The organism is Streptomyces puniciscabiei (assembly GCF_006715785.1).
GTDB lineage: Bacteria > Actinomycetota > Actinomycetes > Streptomycetales > Streptomycetaceae > Streptomyces > Streptomyces puniciscabiei.
In genome coordinates this window covers 1,365,121-1,381,311 of the sequence record NZ_VFNX01000001.1, presented here as the reverse complement: position 1 = coordinate 1,381,311, position 16,191 = coordinate 1,365,121, and the positions used below count along the sequence as shown (strand labels likewise).

Below are 16,191 nucleotides of genomic sequence, written 5' to 3'. Positions count from 1 at the left end.
GGACGGGCGCTTCGTCCTACTCGGCGCGCGTGCGACTGATCACGCCCGCGCCCGCGATCGATGCGCGACGTACGCCAGCGTCCCCAGCAGCAGACGTGCCGCCGGGGGCCGGGTCGCCGCGTCCAGCGCGGGTGGGCGCAGCCAGCGCACCGGGCCCAGGCCGCCGCGGTCGGAGGGCGGCGCGGTGATGTGCGTACCGGGGCCGAGGCCGCGCAGGTCCAGGGCCGAGGGGTCGTCCCAGCCCATGCGGTAGAGCAGCCGGGGCAGCTCGGCGGCGGCGCCGGGCGCGACGAAGAAGTGGGCGCGGCCGTCGGGGGTCGCGGTCACCGGGCCGAGGGGGAGTCCCATCCGCTCCAGGCGGACCAGGGCGCGGCGGCCGGCGGCCTCCGACACCTCGACCACGTCGAACGCCTGGCCCACCGGCAGCAGCACCGCGGCGCCCGGGAACTCCGACCAGGCCTTGCTCGCCTCGTCCAGGGTGGCCCCGGCCGGCACCACGGGCGCGAAGTCCAGCGGATGCGCGCCCGGCGCCGGGCAGTCGGCGTGTCCGCAGCTGCAGACGCCCGCCGCGGCCCGCGCTCCCGGCACCACGTCCCAGCCCCACAGCCCGGTGAACTCGGCGACGGCGGTGCACTCCGACGAACGGCCGCGCCGGCGCGTGCCGGAGCGGATCTCGCGAATGCCGCCGATCGTGAAGCCCATGCCCCCTCCAACGGGTCCTGCGCGCCGGTGGTTACGACACGGAACGAGACGGAAGCGGAACGTAACGCTACGGCTCCGCCTTCCCTGCTCGACCCGAGGCCAAGGTGGCGCGTTGAGGTGCAGCGGGTGGCGCATCGGGGTATTCACGCCCCCAGGTGCATCACTCCGCCCACTTCCGGCTGTCCTATGTCAAGTGAATCGCGTACGACCCACCGTGAGTTCATTCGAAGGGGTGGCGAATGGTGGCGTTTCCGGGATCCCCGTGGCTGAGCGGGTGATCGTAGGATTACTGTGAGTGTGCGAGTCAGAACGGCATATGCACGGTTGGGTATGCCGGAGGCGAGTCGTCAGCTCGTTCGAAGGGTGAGAACCGGCGGACAAGAGGCCGTATTTACCGGCATTCTGATAAGGCTTGGCGCGTGGCGGTCTCCCTCCGGGGCGACCGGGGGTCGCAAGGGCGACACGTGGTCTCAGGGATGGGGGCGTTCCAGTGAGCGGCAACGGCGGTAGCGGGGCGAACGCTGACAAGCGCCCCAATGAGCTGCTCGGCTCGTGGTTCGTGCGCAGCGGCTGGTCCAAGGGCGAGCTGGCCCGCCAGGTGAACCGCCGGGCCCGCCAGCTGGGCGCCAACCACATCTCCACCGACACCTCGCGCGTGCGCCGGTGGCTGGACGGGGAGAACCCGCGCGAGCCGATCCCGCGCATCCTCTCGGAGCTGTTCTCCGAGCGCTTCGGCTGCGTGGTCTCCATCGAGGACCTGGGCCTGCGCGCCGCCCGCCAGTCACCCTCCGCGTCCGGTGTCGACCTGCCGTGGACGGCCCCGCAGACGGTCGCCCTGCTCAGCGAGTTCTCGCGCAGCGACCTGATGCTCGCCCGGCGCGGCTTCCTCGGCACCTCCCTCGCGCTGTCCGCCGGCCCCTCCCTCATCGAGCCCATGCAGCGCTGGCTGGTCCCGAGCCCCGCCTCGCCGGTCCCCGCCGCGCCCGAGCCCGTCCTCGACCTCCGCAGGCCCGGCCGGCTGTCCAAGCCGGAGCTGGACCTGCTGGAGTCCACCACGCGCATGTTCCGCCAGTGGGACGCCCAGTGCGGCGGCGGCCTGCGCCGCAAGGCGGTCGTCGGCCAGCTGCACGAGGTCACCGACCTGCTCCAGGAACCCCAGCCCGAGGCCACCACCCGCAGGCTCTTCAAGGTCGCCGCGGAACTGGCGGAGCTGGCGGGCTGGATGTCGTACGACGTGGGCCTGCAGCCCACCGCGCAGAAGTACTTCGTCCTCGCCCTGCACGCGGCCAAGGAGGCTGGCGACAAGCCGCTCGGCTCCTACATCCTCTCCAGCATGAGCCGCCAGATGATCCACCTCGGCCGGCCCGACGACGCCCTGGAGCTGATCCACCTCGCCCAGTACGGCAGCCGTGACTGCGCGAGCCCGCGCACCCAGTCCATGCTGTATGCGATGGAGGCCCGCGCATACGCCAACATGGGCCAGCCCGGCAAGACCAAGCGCGCGGTCCGCATGGCCGAGGACACCTTCGCCGAGGCCGACGAGTGGGACGAGCCGGACCCCGACTGGATCCGCTTCTTCTCCGAGGCCGAGCTGTACGGCGAGAACTCCCACTCCTTCCGCGACCTCGCCTATGTCGCCGGCCGCAGCCCCACCTACGCCTCCCTCGCGGAGCCGCTGATGCGCAAGGCGGTGGAGAAGTTCTCCGAGGACAGCGAGCACCAGCGGTCGTACGCGCTGAACCTGATCGGCATGGCCACCGTGTACCTGCTCCAGCGCGAGCCCGAGCAGAGCACCAACTACGCCTCCCAGGCCATGGAAATCGCCAGGAAGGTCCGCTCCGAGCGTGTGAACACGCGTATTCGAAAGACGGTCGACACGGCCGTACGGGACTACGGCGACCTCGCCGCCGTGGTCGACCTCACCGATCAGCTCGCCGTCGACCTGCCGGAGACCGCCGAGGCGGTCTGACACACCCGGCTCCCCGTGCCCCGGCCGCGGCCGGTCCTCCCGAACTGCCCGACTCGGCTCCCCCACGCCAGGTCATCGGAGGCCCGCCCGCGGCCGGCCTGCGTCACCGCGGGGATCGCCCGGCGATGGTTGCGCCACGATAACGATCGGTGAGCCGCGAATCCGGCGGTTCATCCAGGCGTAACAAGCAGGGTGCCCTTGTCACCCCGGCGAAACAACGAGGGGCTTCCACCGAAACCGCGCTGCGTCAGTCTCGTGGCGCATAACCGGCCCACCCCACTACCCGCCGGACCGCTCAGGCACCGCCCGCACGGGGCCGTACCAACCGACGAGGAGACGCCGATGGCACCAGCCATCACGCTTGCCGCGGAGGCACCCAAGCTGTCGTCCGCGAACACAGGCTTCATGCTCATTGCTTCCGCCCTGGTGCTGATCATGACGCCGGGTCTCGCCTTCTTCTACGGGGGCATGGTCCGCGTCAAGAGCACCCTGAACATGCTGATGATGAGCTTCATCAGCATGGGCATCGTCACCATTCTGTGGGTGCTCTACGGCTTCTCCCTCGCCTTCGGCACGAACAACGGCCTCATCGGCTGGGACTCCGACTGGTTCGGCCTCCGCAAGATCGGTCTGACCGAGCTCTGGCCCGGATACACCATCCCGATCTTCGTGTTCATGGTCTTCCAGATGATGTTCGCGATCATCACGCCGGCCCTGATAAGCGGCGCCCTCGCGGACCGCGTCAAGTTCTCGGCCTGGTCGCTGTTCATCGCCCTGTGGCTCACGCTCGTCTACGTTCCGGTCGCACACTGGGTCTGGGGCGCGGACGGCTGGGCCTACAAGCTCGGTGTGATCGACTTCGCGGGTGGTACGGCGGTCCACATCAACGCGGGCGCGGCGGCGCTCGGTGTCATCCTCGTCATCGGCAAGCGCGTCGGCTTCAAGAAGGACCCGATGCGCCCGCACAGCCTCCCGCTGGTCATGCTCGGCGCAGGGCTCCTGTGGTTCGGCTGGTTCGGCTTCAACGCGGGCTCCTGGCTCGGCAACGACGACGGCGTCGGCGCGCTGATGTTCGTCAACACCCAGGTCGCGACGGCCGCCGCCATGCTGGCCTGGCTCGCCTACGAGAAGATCCGGCACGGCGCGTTCACCACGCTGGGCGCCGCCTCCGGCGCGGTCGCCGGTCTGGTCGCGATCACCCCGTCCGGCGGCGCGGTCTCCCCGCTCGGCGCGATCGCCGTCGGCGCCATCGCCGGTGTCGCCTGCGCCGCGGCCGTGGGCCTGAAGTTCAAGTTCGGCTACGACGACTCCCTGGACGTCGTCGGTGTCCACATGGTCGGCGGCATCATCGGTTCCCTGCTGATCGGCTTCTTCGCCACCGGCAAGGGCCAGTCCACCGCGACCGGCGTCTTCTACGGCGACCACTCCTTCACCCAGCTGTGGAAGCAGTGCGCCGGTGTCGGCGCGGTCCTCGCCTACTCCCTGATCGTCTCCGCGGTCCTCGCCTTCCTGCTGGACAAGACGATCGGCATGCGGGTCACCGAGGACGAGGAGATCTCGGGCATCGACCAGGCCGAGCACGCCGAGAGCGCCTACGACTTCAGCGGCACCGGCGGTGGTGTCATCGGCTCCGCCGCCCACGCCCCGGCCCTGGCCGCCACGCAGACCAAGAAGGTGGACGCATGAAGCTCATCACCGCCGTCGTCAAGCCCCACCGGCTGGACGAGATCAAGGAAGCGCTCCAGGCGTTCGGCGTCCACGGCCTGACGGTCACCGAGGCCAGCGGTTACGGTCGTCAGCGGGGTCACACCGAGGTCTACCGCGGTGCCGAGTACACCGTCGACCTGGTCCCGAAGATCCGCATAGAGGTCCTGGCCGAGGACGACGACGCCGAGCAGCTGATCGAGGTCATCGTGAAGGCCGCCCGCACCGGCAAGATCGGTGACGGCAAGGTCTGGTCCCTGCCGGTCGAGACGGCCGTACGGGTCCGTACCGGCGAGCGCGGCCCGGACGCGCTCTGACCACAACTTCGCAGAACGGGAGTCGCCGGGTGACGGGAACGGACGAGCGGATGGCAGAGGACTCGGGACCCAGCGGCTACGCGGCGGCCCGGCTGCGCCTCCTCACCGAGGGGGCGCGGTCCGGGCCGCCGCGCCGTGCCGCCCTCGCCGAACTGACCGACGACTGGCTCGCCGGACTGTTCACGGCCGCGGCCGAAGGCCTCCCGGGAGCCTCCCTGGTCGCCGTCGGCGGCTACGGCCGCGGCGAGCTGTCCCCGCGCAGCGACCTCGACCTCCTGCTGCTGCACGACGGCTCCGACGCGAAAGCGGTCGCCGCCCTCGCCGACCGCCTCTGGTATCCCATCTGGGACCTGGGCCTCGCCCTCGACCACTCCGTGCGCACCCCGGCCGAGGCCCGCAGGACCGCCGGGGAGGATTTGAAAGTCCAACTCGGCCTTCTGGACGCCCGACACCTCGCCGGCGACCTCGGCCTCACCGCCGGCCTGCGGACGGCCGTCCTCGCCGACTGGCGCAACCAGGCCCCCAAACGCCTCCCCGAACTGCAGGAACTCTGCGCCGAGCGCGCAGAGCGCCAGGGCGAACTGCAGTACCTGCTGGAACCCGACCTCAAGGAGGCCAGGGGCGGCCTGCGGGACGCCACCGCCCTGCGCGCCGTCGCCGCCTCCTGGCTCGCCGACGCCCCGCGCGAGGGCCTCGCGGACGCGCGCAGGCGCCTGCTCGACGTACGGGACGCACTGCATCTGGCCACGGGCCGCGCCACCGACCGGCTCGCCCTCCAGGAGCAGGACCAGGTGGCGGCCGAGCTGGGGCTGCTGGACGCGGACACCCTGCTGCGGCAGGTGTACGAGGCGGCGCGGGTCATCTCGTACGCCAGTGACGTCACCTGGCGTGAAGTGGGGCGCGTGCTGCGGTCGCGCGCCGTCCGTCCGCGACTGCGCGCCATGCTGGGCGGGGGCAAGCCCGTCCCGGAGCGGTCGCCGCTGGCGGAAGGGGTGGTGGAGCAGGACGGCGAGGTGGTGCTCGCCCGCGCCGCGCGCCCCGAGCGCGACCCCGTGCTGCCCTTGCGTGCGGCGGCCGCCGCCGCACAGGCCGGTCTTCCGCTCTCCCTGCACGCCGTACGGCGCATGGCCGCCACCGCGCGCCCGCTGCCCACTCCCTGGCCCGCCGAGGCCCGTGAGCAACTGGTCACCCTGCTGGGTTCGGGCCGGCCGACCGTGGACGTCTGGGAGGCGCTGGAGGCGGAGGGGCTGATCAGCCGCCTCCTGCCGGACTGGGAACGGGTCCGCTGCCGCCCGCAGCGCAACGCCGTCCATGTGTGGACGGTCGACCGGCACCTGATCGAGACGGCCGTCCGCGCCTCCGAACTGACCCGCCGCGTCGGCCGCCCGGACCTGCTCCTGGTCGCGGCCCTGCTGCACGACATCGGCAAGGGCTGGCCCGGCGACCACTCGGTGGCCGGCGAGATCATCGCCAAGGACGTGGCGGCGCGCATCGGCTTCGACCGCGCGGATGTGGACGTGCTGTCCGCCCTCGTCCGCCACCACCTGCTGCTGATCGAGACGGCCACCCGCCGTGACCTCGACGACCCGGCCACCGTCCGCTCGGTCGCCGAGGCCGTCGGCACCCAGAGCACCCTGGAGCTGCTGCACGCCCTCACCGAGGCCGACGCCCTCGCCACCGGACCGGCCGCCTGGTCCTCCTGGCGCGGCCATCTCGTCGCCGACCTGGTCCGGCGGGTCTCCGCCGTGCTCGCCGGAGACGCCTCCGAGGAGCCGGAGCCCGCCGCGCCCACGGCCGAGCAGGAGCGGCTGGCGATCGAGGCGTACCGCACCGGCGGCCCGGTCCTCGCGCTGCGTGCCCAGACGGAAGCGGCCACCGGCGAGGAGCCGTCCGGCGAACCCCTCGGCGTGGAGCTGGTCATCGCCGTACCCGACCAGCCCGCCGTGCTCCCCGCCGTCGCCGGTGTCCTCGCCGTGCACCGCCTCACCGTCCGTACGGCGGAACTCCGCGCCCTGCGCCTGCCCGACGACGTCGACGACGGCTCGGTGCTGCTGCTCAACTGGCGGGTGGCCGCCGAGTACGGCTCCCTGCCACAGGCCACCCGGCTGCGCGCCGACCTCGTCCGTGCCCTGGACGGCAGCCTGGACATCGCCGGCCGCCTCGCCGAACGGGACGCGGCCTATCCGAGGCGCCGCGGCTGGATCGCCCCGCCGCCGAGGGTGACCGTCGCTCCGGCGGCCTCCCACCACGCCACGGTGATCGAGGTCCGCGCCCAGGACGCCCCGGGCCTGCTGCACCGGATCGGCATGGCCCTGGAGAAGGCGGGGGTGCGGGTGCGGAGCATGCACGTGTCGACCTTGGGGTCGAATGCCGTGGACGCTTTCTACGTGACGACCGGGGCGGGGTCGCCACTGCCGGGGGAGGACGCGGCGTCGATGGCCCGGGCGCTGGAGGAGACGCTGCGGGGGTGACACCGACGGCCGCGCAGCGCGTTCCCGTCCGCCGAAGGAAGCGGGCGGGGACGATTCGCTTGCGGGGCCGGATACCCTGGAAGACGCTCACCACTGCCCCCGACCTCGAGGACCGACGCCACCGTGTTCGATACCCTCTCCGACCGCCTCAGCGCGACTTTCAAAAATCTCCGCGGCAAGGGGCGCCTCAGCGAGGCGGACATCGACGCCACGTCACGCGAGATCCGTATCGCGCTCCTCGAAGCGGACGTCGCTCTCCCTGTCGTCCGCACCTTCATCAAGAACGTCAAGGAACGGGCACTCGGCGCCGAGGTCTCGCGCGCGCTGAACCCCGCCCAGCAGGTGCTGAAGATCGTCAACGACGAGCTCGTCACCATCCTCGGCGGCGAGACCCGGCGCCTGCGCTTCGCCAAGCAGCCGCCCACCGTGATCATGCTGGCCGGTCTGCAGGGTGCCGGTAAGACCACCCTCGCGGGCAAGCTCGGCCGGTGGCTCAAGGAGCAGGGCCACTCCCCGCTGCTGGTCGCCGCCGACCTCCAGCGCCCGAACGCCGTCAACCAGCTGAGCGTCGTCGCCGAGCGCGCCGGCATCGCCGTCTACGCGCCCGAGCCGGGCAACGGCGTCGGCGACCCGGTCAAGGTCGCCAAGGACTCGATCGACCACGCCAGGTCCAAGGTCCACGACATCGTCATCGTGGACACCGCCGGCCGCCTCGGCATCGACGCCGAGATGATGCAGCAGGCCGCGGACATCCGGGACGCGATCAGCCCCGACGAGATCCTGTTCGTCGTCGACGCGATGATCGGTCAGGACGCCGTCAACACCGCCGAGGCCTTCCGCGACGGCGTCGGCTTCGACGGCGTGGTGCTCTCCAAGCTCGACGGTGACGCCCGCGGTGGTGCCGCCCTGTCGATCCGGCAGATCACCGGCAAGCCGATCATGTTCGCGTCGAACGGCGAGAAGCTGGACGACTTCGACGCCTTCCACCCGGACCGGATGGCCTCCCGCATCCTCGACATGGGTGACCTGCTCACCCTGATCGAGCAGGCGGAGAAGACCTTCAGCCAGGAAGAGGCCGCCAAGATGGCCTCCAAGCTGGCGTCCAAGAAGGGCCAGGACTTCACCCTCGACGACTTCCTGGCCCAGATGGAGCAGGTCCGGAAGATGGGCTCCATCTCGAAGCTCCTCGGCATGCTGCCCGGCATGGGGCAGATCAAGGACCAGATCCAGAACATCGACGAGCGGGACGTCGACCGCACCGCCGCGATCATCAAGTCGATGACCCCGGCCGAGCGCCAGGACCCGACCATCATCAACGGCTCCCGCCGCGCCCGTATCGCCAAGGGTTCAGGCGTCGAGGTCAGCGCGGTGAAGAACCTGGTCGAGCGGTTCTTCGACGCCCGCAAGATGATGTCCCGCATGGCGCAGGGCGGCGGCATGCCGGGCATGCCGGGGATCCCGGGCATGGGCGGCGGCCCCGGCCGGCAGAAGAAGCAGCAGAAGAAGGCCAAGGGCAAGCAGCGCTCCGGCAACCCGATGAAGCGCCGGCAGCAGGAGCTGGAGGAGGCCCAGCGCCGCGAGGCCGCCGCACAGGGCGGAGGCGCCTTCGGGCTGCCGCAGCAGGGCGGTCAGGACTTCGAGCTGCCGGACGAGTTCAAGAAGTTCATGGGCTGAGCCCCGCTCGCACAGCCCCTGAGGGCGCCCCCCGGCCAAGGGGGGCGCCCTCAGCGCATGCCGACGTCCGCCATATGCCGTAACGTCCAGATATGAGCGATGCGGCGCCACCACGCAAAGCCCCAGACCAGCCGTGGCGCACCGAGGGCACCCCCGACGAACCGCCGCGGCGATCCGGCGGCGGAAGGATCCGCGGCGGAAAGTGGTGGGGGCTGCTCGTCACCGCGGTGATCGTCTTCCTGCTGGCCTATGTCGGACTGAACTATCTCGGCCAGGGCAACCAGCCGACGATCTCGTACACGGAGTTCAGCAGACAGGTCGCCGCCGGCAACGTCACCAAGATCTACTCCAAGGGTGACGCGATCCAGGGCCAGCTCAGGAGCGCGCGGGCCAATCCCGAGGGCGGCGGGAAGTACACCCGGTTCAAGACACAGCGCCCCGCGTTCGCCGACGACAGGCTCTGGCACAACCTGACCGCCCACGGCGTCACCGTGACGGCACGGCCGGTCGTGCAGGAGCGCAGCCTGTGGTCCAACGTGCTGATGTCCCTGATCCCGATCGCGGTGCTGGTCGTCGTGTGGATCCTCGTCGCGCGGCGGCTCGGCGGGTCTCTGCCCGGCGCGGGCGGTCTGTTCGGCCGACGGGCGCCGCCCAAGCCCGTCGGGCTGCGGCCCGGCCACGAGCGCACGACCTTCCTGGACGTGGCCGGCATCGACGAGGTCAAGGGCGAACTGGACGACGTCGTCGACTTCCTGGAGCACCCCGACGTCTACCGCCGGATGGGCGCGAAGCTGCCCCGTGGCGTGCTGCTCGCCGGCCCGCCCGGCACCGGCAAGACCCTGCTCGCGCGCGCCGTCGCGGGCGAGGCCGGCGTGCCGTTCTTCTCCGCCTCGGCGTCCGAGTTCATCGAGATGATCGTCGGCGTCGGCGCGTCCCGGGTGCGCGAACTGTTCGCCGAGGCCCGGAAGGTGGCGCCGTCGATCATCTTCATCGACGAGATCGACACCATCGGCCGGGCCCGCGCCGGCGGTGCCTCCATGAGCGGGCACGACGAGCGCGAGCAGACGCTGAACCAGATCCTGACGGAGATGGACGGCTTCTCGGGCTCGGAGGGCGTCATCGTCATCGCCGCGACCAACCGCGCGGACATCCTGGACCCGGCCCTGACCCGCCCCGGCCGCTTCGACCGGGTGGTCAACGTGGCCCCGCCGGACCGCGCCGGGCGGGAGTCGATCCTGCGCATCCACACCCGGGACATCCCGCTCTCCGGTGACGTGGACCTGGCCCAGATGGCGCGTGTCACCCCCGGTATGACGGGCGCGGATCTGGCCAATCTCGCCAACGAGGCCGCTCTGCTCGCGGTCAAGCGCAAGCAGGAACAGGTGACCGCCGCGGACATGTCCGAGGCGCTGGAGAAGGTCCAGCTGGGGGCCGAGCGCACCCTCGTGATGCCCGAGGAGGACCGCCGGCGCACCGCCTACCACGAGAGCGGCCACGCCCTCCTCGGCATGCTGCAGCCCGGCGCCGACCCCGTCCGCAAGATCACCATCGTGCCGCGCGGCCGGGCGCTCGGGGTGACCATGTCCACGCCCGAGGTGGAGCGGTACGCCCACTCGGAGGAATACCTGCGCGGCCGCATCATCGGCGCCCTGGGCGGTATGGCCGCGGAGGACGTCGTCTACGGAGTCGTCACCACGGGCGCGGAGAACGACCTCGAACAGGTCACCAACATCGCGCGCGGGATGGTGGCCCGCTGGGGCATGAGCGAGCGCGTCGGCCGCCTGTCCGCCCTCCCGAGCGACGCCCAGCAGGCCTACGGGCTCTCCGCCGCCCCGCAGACCCTCGACGTGATCGACACCGAGATGCGGCGGATCGTCGACGCGTGCTACGAGGAGGCCTGCGCCAAACTCCGCGACCACCGCGACCAGTTGGACGCCCTCGCCCTCGCCCTGCTGGAGCAGGAGACGCTGGAGGAGGCGGACGCGTACCGGATCGCCGGGATCCCGCGCCTGACCAAGGAGGGCGAGTCCTAGGCCCTGTCGTCAAACTCCCTCCCCCAGCCTTCGGCCGGGGGCCCCCAGAGCACGCACCTGACGCCGCAGGGCCGCCCTCCGGGCGACGACGGGAGTTTGACGACAGGACCTTAGGGCACGCGGGCGACCAGGTAACGGAAGACGTTCGGCATCCACACGGTGCCGTCCGGGCGCCGGTGGGGGTGCAGGGCCTCCGTGAGCTCCTTGTCGACCTGCTTGGCGTCCGTCGCCGCGATCGCCGCGTCGAACAGGCCGGTCGACAGCAGCCCCCGTACGGCGCTGTCCATGTCGGCGTACCCGAACGGGCAGGCCACCCGCCCCGAGCCGTCGGGCTTCAGCCCCGCCCGCTGGGCGACCTCCTCCAGGTCGTCCCGCCGGGCGGGCCGCCAGCTGCGCGCGCTGCGCAGGGGATCGGCCAGTTTCGTCGCCACCCGCAGCACCGCGGAGGTGGCGCAGCGCTCCGGCGGGCCCCACCCGGCCAGCACCACGGCGGCCCCGCGCGCGGCCAGCGGCAGCGCGTCCGCCAGCAGCTCACCGAGCCCCTCGAAGTCGCCCGCGAGGCACCCGATCGGCTCGAAGACGGTCACCAGGGTGTAGGCGGCGGTCTCCGCCCCGGCCGCGTCATGGGGCGAGCCCGCGACGAGCCGCACGGCACGCGCGCGTGGACGGCCGCTCGCGCCACGCTCCCCGCCGGCGTCGTACGCAGCACGCCCGGTGGCGCCGCGGACACCGGGCTGGGCGGGCTTTCCGCCGGGGTGGGCACCGGGGGCGCCGGACTCGACGGGTTCGCCGCCACGGGGGCCGCCGGGGAGGCCTCGCGGGCCGCCGCCCGGGTCCTGCGTTCCGGCCCGGCCGAGGACGCTCCCGTCGGGGCGGCGTGAGGCGTCCGGCAGCAGGCGTTCGCGGGCCAGGGTGAGCCGTTCGGGCGAGGCGGCGTCGACACCGGTGACGGTGGCACCTCTGCCGGCCGCCAGCAGCAGCGCGAGCCCGGCGCCGCAGCGCAGGCCCAGCAGCCGGGTGGCAGGGCCCACTTCCAGTCGTTCGTAGACGGCTTCGTAGAGCGGCACCAGCATCCGCTCCTGGATCTCGGACCAGTCACGCGCGCGTGCGCACAGGTCCACGCCGGGTGCGGAACCCGCGTGAGGCACGTGCTGCCGCACGAGCGTAGGTGTCATAGGTAAGCGCCCCAATCCGCCGACAGTTCACCGCTGTGCCCGGTTGCGTGGCCCCCGTGCCGTGCGCGCGCACTTCCCACGTATGCCAGGTAACTCCCGGCTCGCTGCCCCGTCCAGGGGTCGTGGAGCCCCGCTTGGGGCCCGGGAGCGGGTGTGGCGAGATTTCACATCCCGGCAATCTGGATGGCCGTACGGTGTCCGCTCCGGGGAAACCGCCAGCGCGGGGGCCCGGATGGCGCGCAGTAACGCCACGCGGGTCACGGACGCTGACCGGAGTGAGGCTTCACGGCGAGAGCGACCGAAACGTCTCTTGCGCAACCGACGGCCACGCCCGTAGCGGGGTCTACCCCCTGGGTCGTACGGCGGACTACGCACCAGCTTGGTATGAGCTGTGCGGCTTCTCCGCAGATCAGCGCACCCGCCCTCGTCCGGACGCATCAGCGGCAACTGACGGGTACGTGCAAATTATTTGAGATGCCCCGGAATAGGAACACATTCGAGCTCCCGCTCGTTGTCATTACGTGAGCACGACACAGACACCACCTGTACTCGCCGCAGAGCTGGCGCAGGCGTGGGCCGACATTCAGCGGTACCACCCCGAGCTGCCGGACCTTGCCGCGCCAGAGTCCCTGATCGGAGAGTCGTCGTCCGCCTGCGGACACGAGCTCTCCTTCGAGCGGCTGCTCCATGAGGCAGTCCACGGCATCGCCGCCGCCCGCGGGATCCGCGACACCTCCCGCGCCGGCCGCTACCACAACCGCCGCTTCCTCGCGATCGCCGAGGAGCTGGGCCTCGACCACCCGGAGGAGCCGCACCCGAGCAGCGGTTTCTCACTGGTCACGCTCAACCCCGAGGCCAAGCGGCGCTACCGCCCGACGATCGAGCGGCTGCAGCGCGCCCTGAAGGCGCACACGGCGGCGACCTCCTCGGACACCACCCGCAGCTTCCGCGGCCCGGCCGCCCGGCACGGCTCCTCCGGGGGCGGGGTGCGGGTCAAGGCGGTCTGCGACTGCGGCCGCAACGTCCGCGTGGTCCCCTCGGTCCTCGCCCAGGCCCCCATCGTCTGCGGCGGCTGCGGCAAGCCGTTTCGGATCCCGGAGGTCGCGGGAGCGGCGTGATGCGCCAGGCCACGGAGTACCGGCATCTCGTGGGTGCCGGTTGCGGGCCGAGCGATGTGGGGTGCCGCTGAACCCCCGTAGCGGCACCTCGTCACGCCGAGGAGCGCACCCGACGTACGGTCACCTCCACGCCGGGTGCCTCGCAGGCATGCCCAGCCGCAGCTCACCCACCCTCGGCCAAAAGCGACCCGCAGGGTATGGCACAATGGCTAGCTGTACTCGACAGCCGCACAGGACCCCTCTCTCCTCCGGCTGACGCGTCCATCGGGCACTCGGGTACCGCAACCCCACGCGGCAGCTCGCCGTGCCCAACCACGTCAAATCCAGGAGAACCCACTCCCGTGGCAGTCAAGATCAAGCTGAAGCGTCTGGGCAAGATCCGTTCGCCTCACTACCGCATCGTCGTCGCCGACTCCCGTACCCGCCGTGACGGCCGGGCCATCGAGGAGATCGGCAAGTACCACCCGACCTACAACCCGTCGGTCATCGAGGTGGACGCCGAGCGCGTGGCGTACTGGCTGGGTGTCGGCGCGCAGCCGACCGAGCCCGTTCTCGCCATCCTCAAGAAGACCGGCGACTGGCAGAAGTTCAAGGGCGAGCCGGCTCCCGCGCCGCTGCTCACCGCCGAGCCCAAGCCGGCCCGTCCGTCGTTCGAGGCGCTCGCCGGTGAGGACGAGGGCAAGGGTGAGGCGATCACCCAGAAGAAGAAGGCTGAGAAGAAGGACGAGGCGGCCGCCGAGTCCGAGTCGACCGAGGCCTGAGCAGCATGCTCGAAGAGGCGCTTGAGCACCTCGTGAAGGGCATCGTCGACAACCCTGACGATGTGCAGGTCGCCTCGCGCAACCTGCGCCGCGGGCGTGTGCTCGAGGTCCGGGTCCACCCGGACGACCTCGGCAAGGTGATCGGCCGCAACGGCCGCACCGCGCGCGCTCTGCGCACCGTCGTGGGCGCCATCGGCGGTCGCGGTGTCCGCGTCGACCTCGTCGACGTGGACCACGTCCGCTGACGCTTCATCGCAACCGGCTCGGGCCGGGGAGGGCCACTGGGCCGTCCCCGGCCCGCAGTCGTATGACAGGAGATCACGCACAGTGCAGCTGGTAGTCGCACGGATCGGCCGCGCCCATGGCATCAAGGGCGAGGTCACCGTGGAGGTACGTACCGACGAGCCGGAGCTGCGGCTCGCCCCCGGCGCCGTCCTGGCCACCGACCCGGCCTCCGCCGGACCGCTCACCATCGCCACCGGCCGGGTCCACAGCGGCCGTCTCCTCCTGCGCTTCGAGGGCGTCGGCGACCGCAACGCGGCCGAGGCCCTGCGCAACACCCTCCTGATCGCCGAGGTCGATCCGGAGGAACTGCCCGAGGGCGAGGACGAGTACTACGACCACCAGCTCATCGACCTCGACGTGGTCACCGAGGACGGCGTGGAGGTCGGACGGATCACCGAGATCTCGCACCTGCCCTCCCAGGACCTGTTCATCGTCGAACGCTCCGACGGCAGCGAGGTGATGATCCCGTTCGTGGAGGAGATCGTCACCGAGATCGACCTGGAGGAGCAGAAGGCGGTCATCGCCCCGCCGCCGGGCCTGATCGACGACCGGGCCGAGATCGCGTCCTCCCGCGAGACGGGGGACGAGACCGGAGACGAGTCGTAATGCGCCTCGACGTCGTCACGATCTTCCCCGAGTACCTGGAGCCCCTGAACGTCTCCCTCGTCGGCAAGGCACGCGCGCGTGGACAGCTCGATGTCCATGTGCACGATCTGCGCTCGTGGACGTACGACCGCCACAACACCGTCGACGACACCCCGTACGGCGGCGGTCCCGGCATGGTCATGAAGACCGAACCCTGGGGCGACGCCCTGGACACGGTCCTCGCCGACGGCTACGAGACCGGCGCCACGGCCCCCGCGCTGATCGTGCCCACACCCAGCGGCCGCCCCTTCACCCAGGAACTGGCCGTGGAGCTCTCCGAGCGCCCGTGGCTGATCTTCACACCGGCCCGCTACGAGGGCATCGACCGGCGCGTCATGGACGAGTACGCCACGCGCATACCGGTGTACGAGGTCTCCATCGGCGACTACGTCCTGGCCGGCGGCGAGGCGGCCGTACTGGTCATCACGGAGGCCGTCGCCCGGCTGCTGCCCGGCGTCCTCGGCAACGCCGAGTCCCACCGTGACGACTCCTTCGCGCCCGGTGCGATGGCGAGCCTCCTGGAAGGCCCCGTCTACACCAAGCCGCCCGTCTGGCGCGGCCGGGACATCCCGGACGTGCTGCTCAGCGGCCACCACGGCAGGATCGCCCGCTGGCGCCGCGACGAGGCCCTCAGGCGTACGACCGCCCACCGGCCCGACCTGATCGAGCGCTGCGACCCCAAGGCCTTCGACAAGAAGGACCGCGAGATGCTCTCCATCCTGGGCTGGGAACCGGACCCGGAAGGCCACCCGTACGGCCGATTTTGGCGGCGGGCCGAGGGCGTGGAACAATAGACCGCTGTTGTGCGCCCGTCCGGCGTGCGCCCCTGCCACAGGGGGACACGACGCCCGCCCCGACCCGCACACAGCTTCGTGCAAACACCTAGTTTCCGTTGATGACCTGTGGCATCAGCGAAGAAAGCAGACGAAATGTCTCACCTGCTCGACTCCGTCGACGCCGCGTCGCTGCGCAGCGACATCCCGGCCTTCCGTCCGGGTGACACCGTCAACGTCCACGTCCGCGTCATCGAGGGCAACCGCTCCCGTGTGCAGCAGTTCAAGGGCGTTGTGATCCGTCGCCAGGGCTCCGGTGTCCGCGAGACCTTCACGGTCCGCAAGGTCTCGTTCTCCGTCGGCGTCGAGCGCACCTTCCCGGTGCACACCCCGATCGTCGAGAAGATCGAGCTGGTCACCCGTGGTGACGTGCGCCGCGCCAAGCTGTACTACCTCCGTGACCTGCGCGGCAAGGCCGCGAAGATCAAGGAGAAGCGCGAGAGCTGAGCGCTTCCCCGGTGTCACGGCCCGCGCGAGGGCCACAGCGGAGCCGGATAGCATCTG

General features: G+C 71.3%; 14 protein-coding genes. 12 read left to right on the top strand and 2 right to left on the bottom strand.

Annotation, left to right across the window (positions count from 1 at the left end):
• Nucleotides 1–39 precede the first annotated feature (39 nt).
• Nucleotides 40–702, bottom strand: coding sequence for a bifunctional DNA primase/polymerase (locus FB563_RS06110; RefSeq protein WP_055704349.1), 663 nt, complete (start codon nucleotides 700–702; stop codon nucleotides 40–42).
• 490 nt (nucleotides 703–1,192) lie between these two features.
• On the opposite strand from FB563_RS06110, the gene nsdA reads away from it, so the two are divergent.
• The 6 genes from nsdA (at nucleotide 1,193) to ftsH (ending at nucleotide 10,870) form a co-directional block, all read left to right on the top strand.
• On the top strand, nucleotides 1,193–2,671 hold the full coding sequence (gene nsdA / locus FB563_RS06105; protein WP_055704350.1) for a transcriptional repressor NsdA: 1,479 nt from the start codon (nucleotides 1,193–1,195) through the stop codon (nucleotides 2,669–2,671).
• 342 nt (nucleotides 2,672–3,013) lie between these two features.
• Nucleotides 3,014–4,357 carry an ammonium transporter gene (locus tag FB563_RS06100; protein ID WP_055704351.1) on the top strand — a complete coding sequence of 448 codons (1,344 nt, stop codon included), beginning with the start codon at nucleotides 3,014–3,016 and terminating at the stop codon, nucleotides 4,355–4,357.
• Nucleotides 4,354–4,692, top strand: a complete 339-nt coding sequence (locus FB563_RS06095) for a P-II family nitrogen regulator (protein ID WP_030990174.1) — start codon at nucleotides 4,354–4,356, stop codon at nucleotides 4,690–4,692. Before FB563_RS06100 ends, FB563_RS06095 begins: the two co-directional genes overlap by 4 nt.
• Nucleotides 4,693–4,721: 29 nt before the next feature.
• Entirely contained in the window at nucleotides 4,722–7,163 is a 2,442-nt protein-coding gene (locus FB563_RS06090; protein WP_055704352.1) for a [protein-PII] uridylyltransferase, read from the top strand.
• A gap of 123 nt (nucleotides 7,164–7,286) precedes the next feature.
• A complete protein-coding gene (gene ffh, locus FB563_RS06085; RefSeq protein WP_055704353.1) occupies nucleotides 7,287–8,837 on the top strand; it encodes a signal recognition particle protein in 1,551 nt (516 codons plus the stop codon).
• A 92-nt stretch (nucleotides 8,838–8,929) separates the two neighbouring features.
• The gene (gene ftsH / locus FB563_RS06080; protein WP_107100518.1) at nucleotides 8,930–10,870 is read left to right on the top strand and encodes an ATP-dependent zinc metalloprotease FtsH; all 1,941 of its coding nucleotides are present in this window, start codon (nucleotides 8,930–8,932) and stop codon (nucleotides 10,868–10,870) included.
• 110 nt (nucleotides 10,871–10,980) lie between these two features.
• Here ftsH and FB563_RS43925 read toward each other — a convergent pair whose 3' ends face one another.
• Nucleotides 10,981–11,943 (bottom strand): SAM-dependent methyltransferase, encoded by a 963-nt coding sequence (locus FB563_RS43925; RefSeq protein WP_435015278.1) that lies wholly within the window; start codon nucleotides 11,941–11,943, stop codon nucleotides 10,981–10,983.
• A gap of 623 nt (nucleotides 11,944–12,566) precedes the next feature.
• Here FB563_RS43925 and FB563_RS06065 point away from each other — a divergent pair.
• From FB563_RS06065 to rplS, 6 genes are all read left to right on the top strand, one after another.
• The gene (locus FB563_RS06065) at nucleotides 12,567–13,163 is read left to right on the top strand and encodes a hypothetical protein (RefSeq protein WP_055704355.1); all 597 of its coding nucleotides are present in this window, start codon (nucleotides 12,567–12,569) and stop codon (nucleotides 13,161–13,163) included.
• A 341-nt stretch (nucleotides 13,164–13,504) separates the two neighbouring features.
• A complete protein-coding gene (gene rpsP / locus FB563_RS06060) occupies nucleotides 13,505–13,924 on the top strand; it encodes a 30S ribosomal protein S16 (protein ID WP_055704356.1) in 420 nt (139 codons plus the stop codon).
• Nucleotides 13,925–13,929: 5 nt separating this feature from the next.
• Entirely contained in the window at nucleotides 13,930–14,169 is a 240-nt protein-coding gene (locus FB563_RS06055) for an RNA-binding protein (protein ID WP_003973401.1), read from the top strand.
• Nucleotides 14,170–14,251: 82 nt separating this feature from the next.
• Complete coding sequence (gene rimM, locus FB563_RS06050) at nucleotides 14,252–14,815, top strand: ribosome maturation factor RimM (RefSeq protein ID WP_055704357.1); 564 nt, start codon at nucleotides 14,252–14,254, stop codon at nucleotides 14,813–14,815.
• The gene (gene trmD / locus FB563_RS06045; RefSeq protein ID WP_055704358.1) at nucleotides 14,815–15,648 is read left to right on the top strand and encodes a tRNA (guanosine(37)-N1)-methyltransferase TrmD; all 834 of its coding nucleotides are present in this window, start codon (nucleotides 14,815–14,817) and stop codon (nucleotides 15,646–15,648) included. The genes rimM and trmD overlap by 1 nt, the downstream gene beginning before the upstream one ends.
• Nucleotides 15,649–15,783: 135 nt before the next feature.
• Nucleotides 15,784–16,134 (top strand): 50S ribosomal protein L19, encoded by a 351-nt coding sequence (gene rplS / locus FB563_RS06040; RefSeq protein WP_055704359.1) that lies wholly within the window; start codon nucleotides 15,784–15,786, stop codon nucleotides 16,132–16,134.
• The last annotated feature ends 57 nt before the right edge of the window (nucleotides 16,135–16,191 follow it).

Coding starts and splice junctions, on each gene's coding strand:
- trmD (WP_055704358.1), top strand. CDS start 14,815: ATGCGCCTCGACGTCGTCACGATCTTCCCCGAGTACCTGGAGCCCCTG.
- FB563_RS06095 (WP_030990174.1), top strand. CDS start 4,354: ATGAAGCTCATCACCGCCGTCGTCAAGCCCCACCGGCTGGACGAGATC.
- rplS (WP_055704359.1), top strand. CDS start 15,784: ATGTCTCACCTGCTCGACTCCGTCGACGCCGCGTCGCTGCGCAGCGAC.
- FB563_RS06055 (WP_003973401.1), top strand. CDS start 13,930: ATGCTCGAAGAGGCGCTTGAGCACCTCGTGAAGGGCATCGTCGACAAC.
- ftsH (WP_107100518.1), top strand. CDS start 8,930: ATGAGCGATGCGGCGCCACCACGCAAAGCCCCAGACCAGCCGTGGCGC.
- FB563_RS43925 (WP_435015278.1), bottom strand. CDS start 11,943: ATGCTGGTGCCGCTCTACGAAGCCGTCTACGAACGACTGGAAGTGGGC.
- FB563_RS06110 (WP_055704349.1), bottom strand. CDS start 702: ATGGGCTTCACGATCGGCGGCATTCGCGAGATCCGCTCCGGCACGCGC.
- FB563_RS06100 (WP_055704351.1), top strand. CDS start 3,014: ATGGCACCAGCCATCACGCTTGCCGCGGAGGCACCCAAGCTGTCGTCC.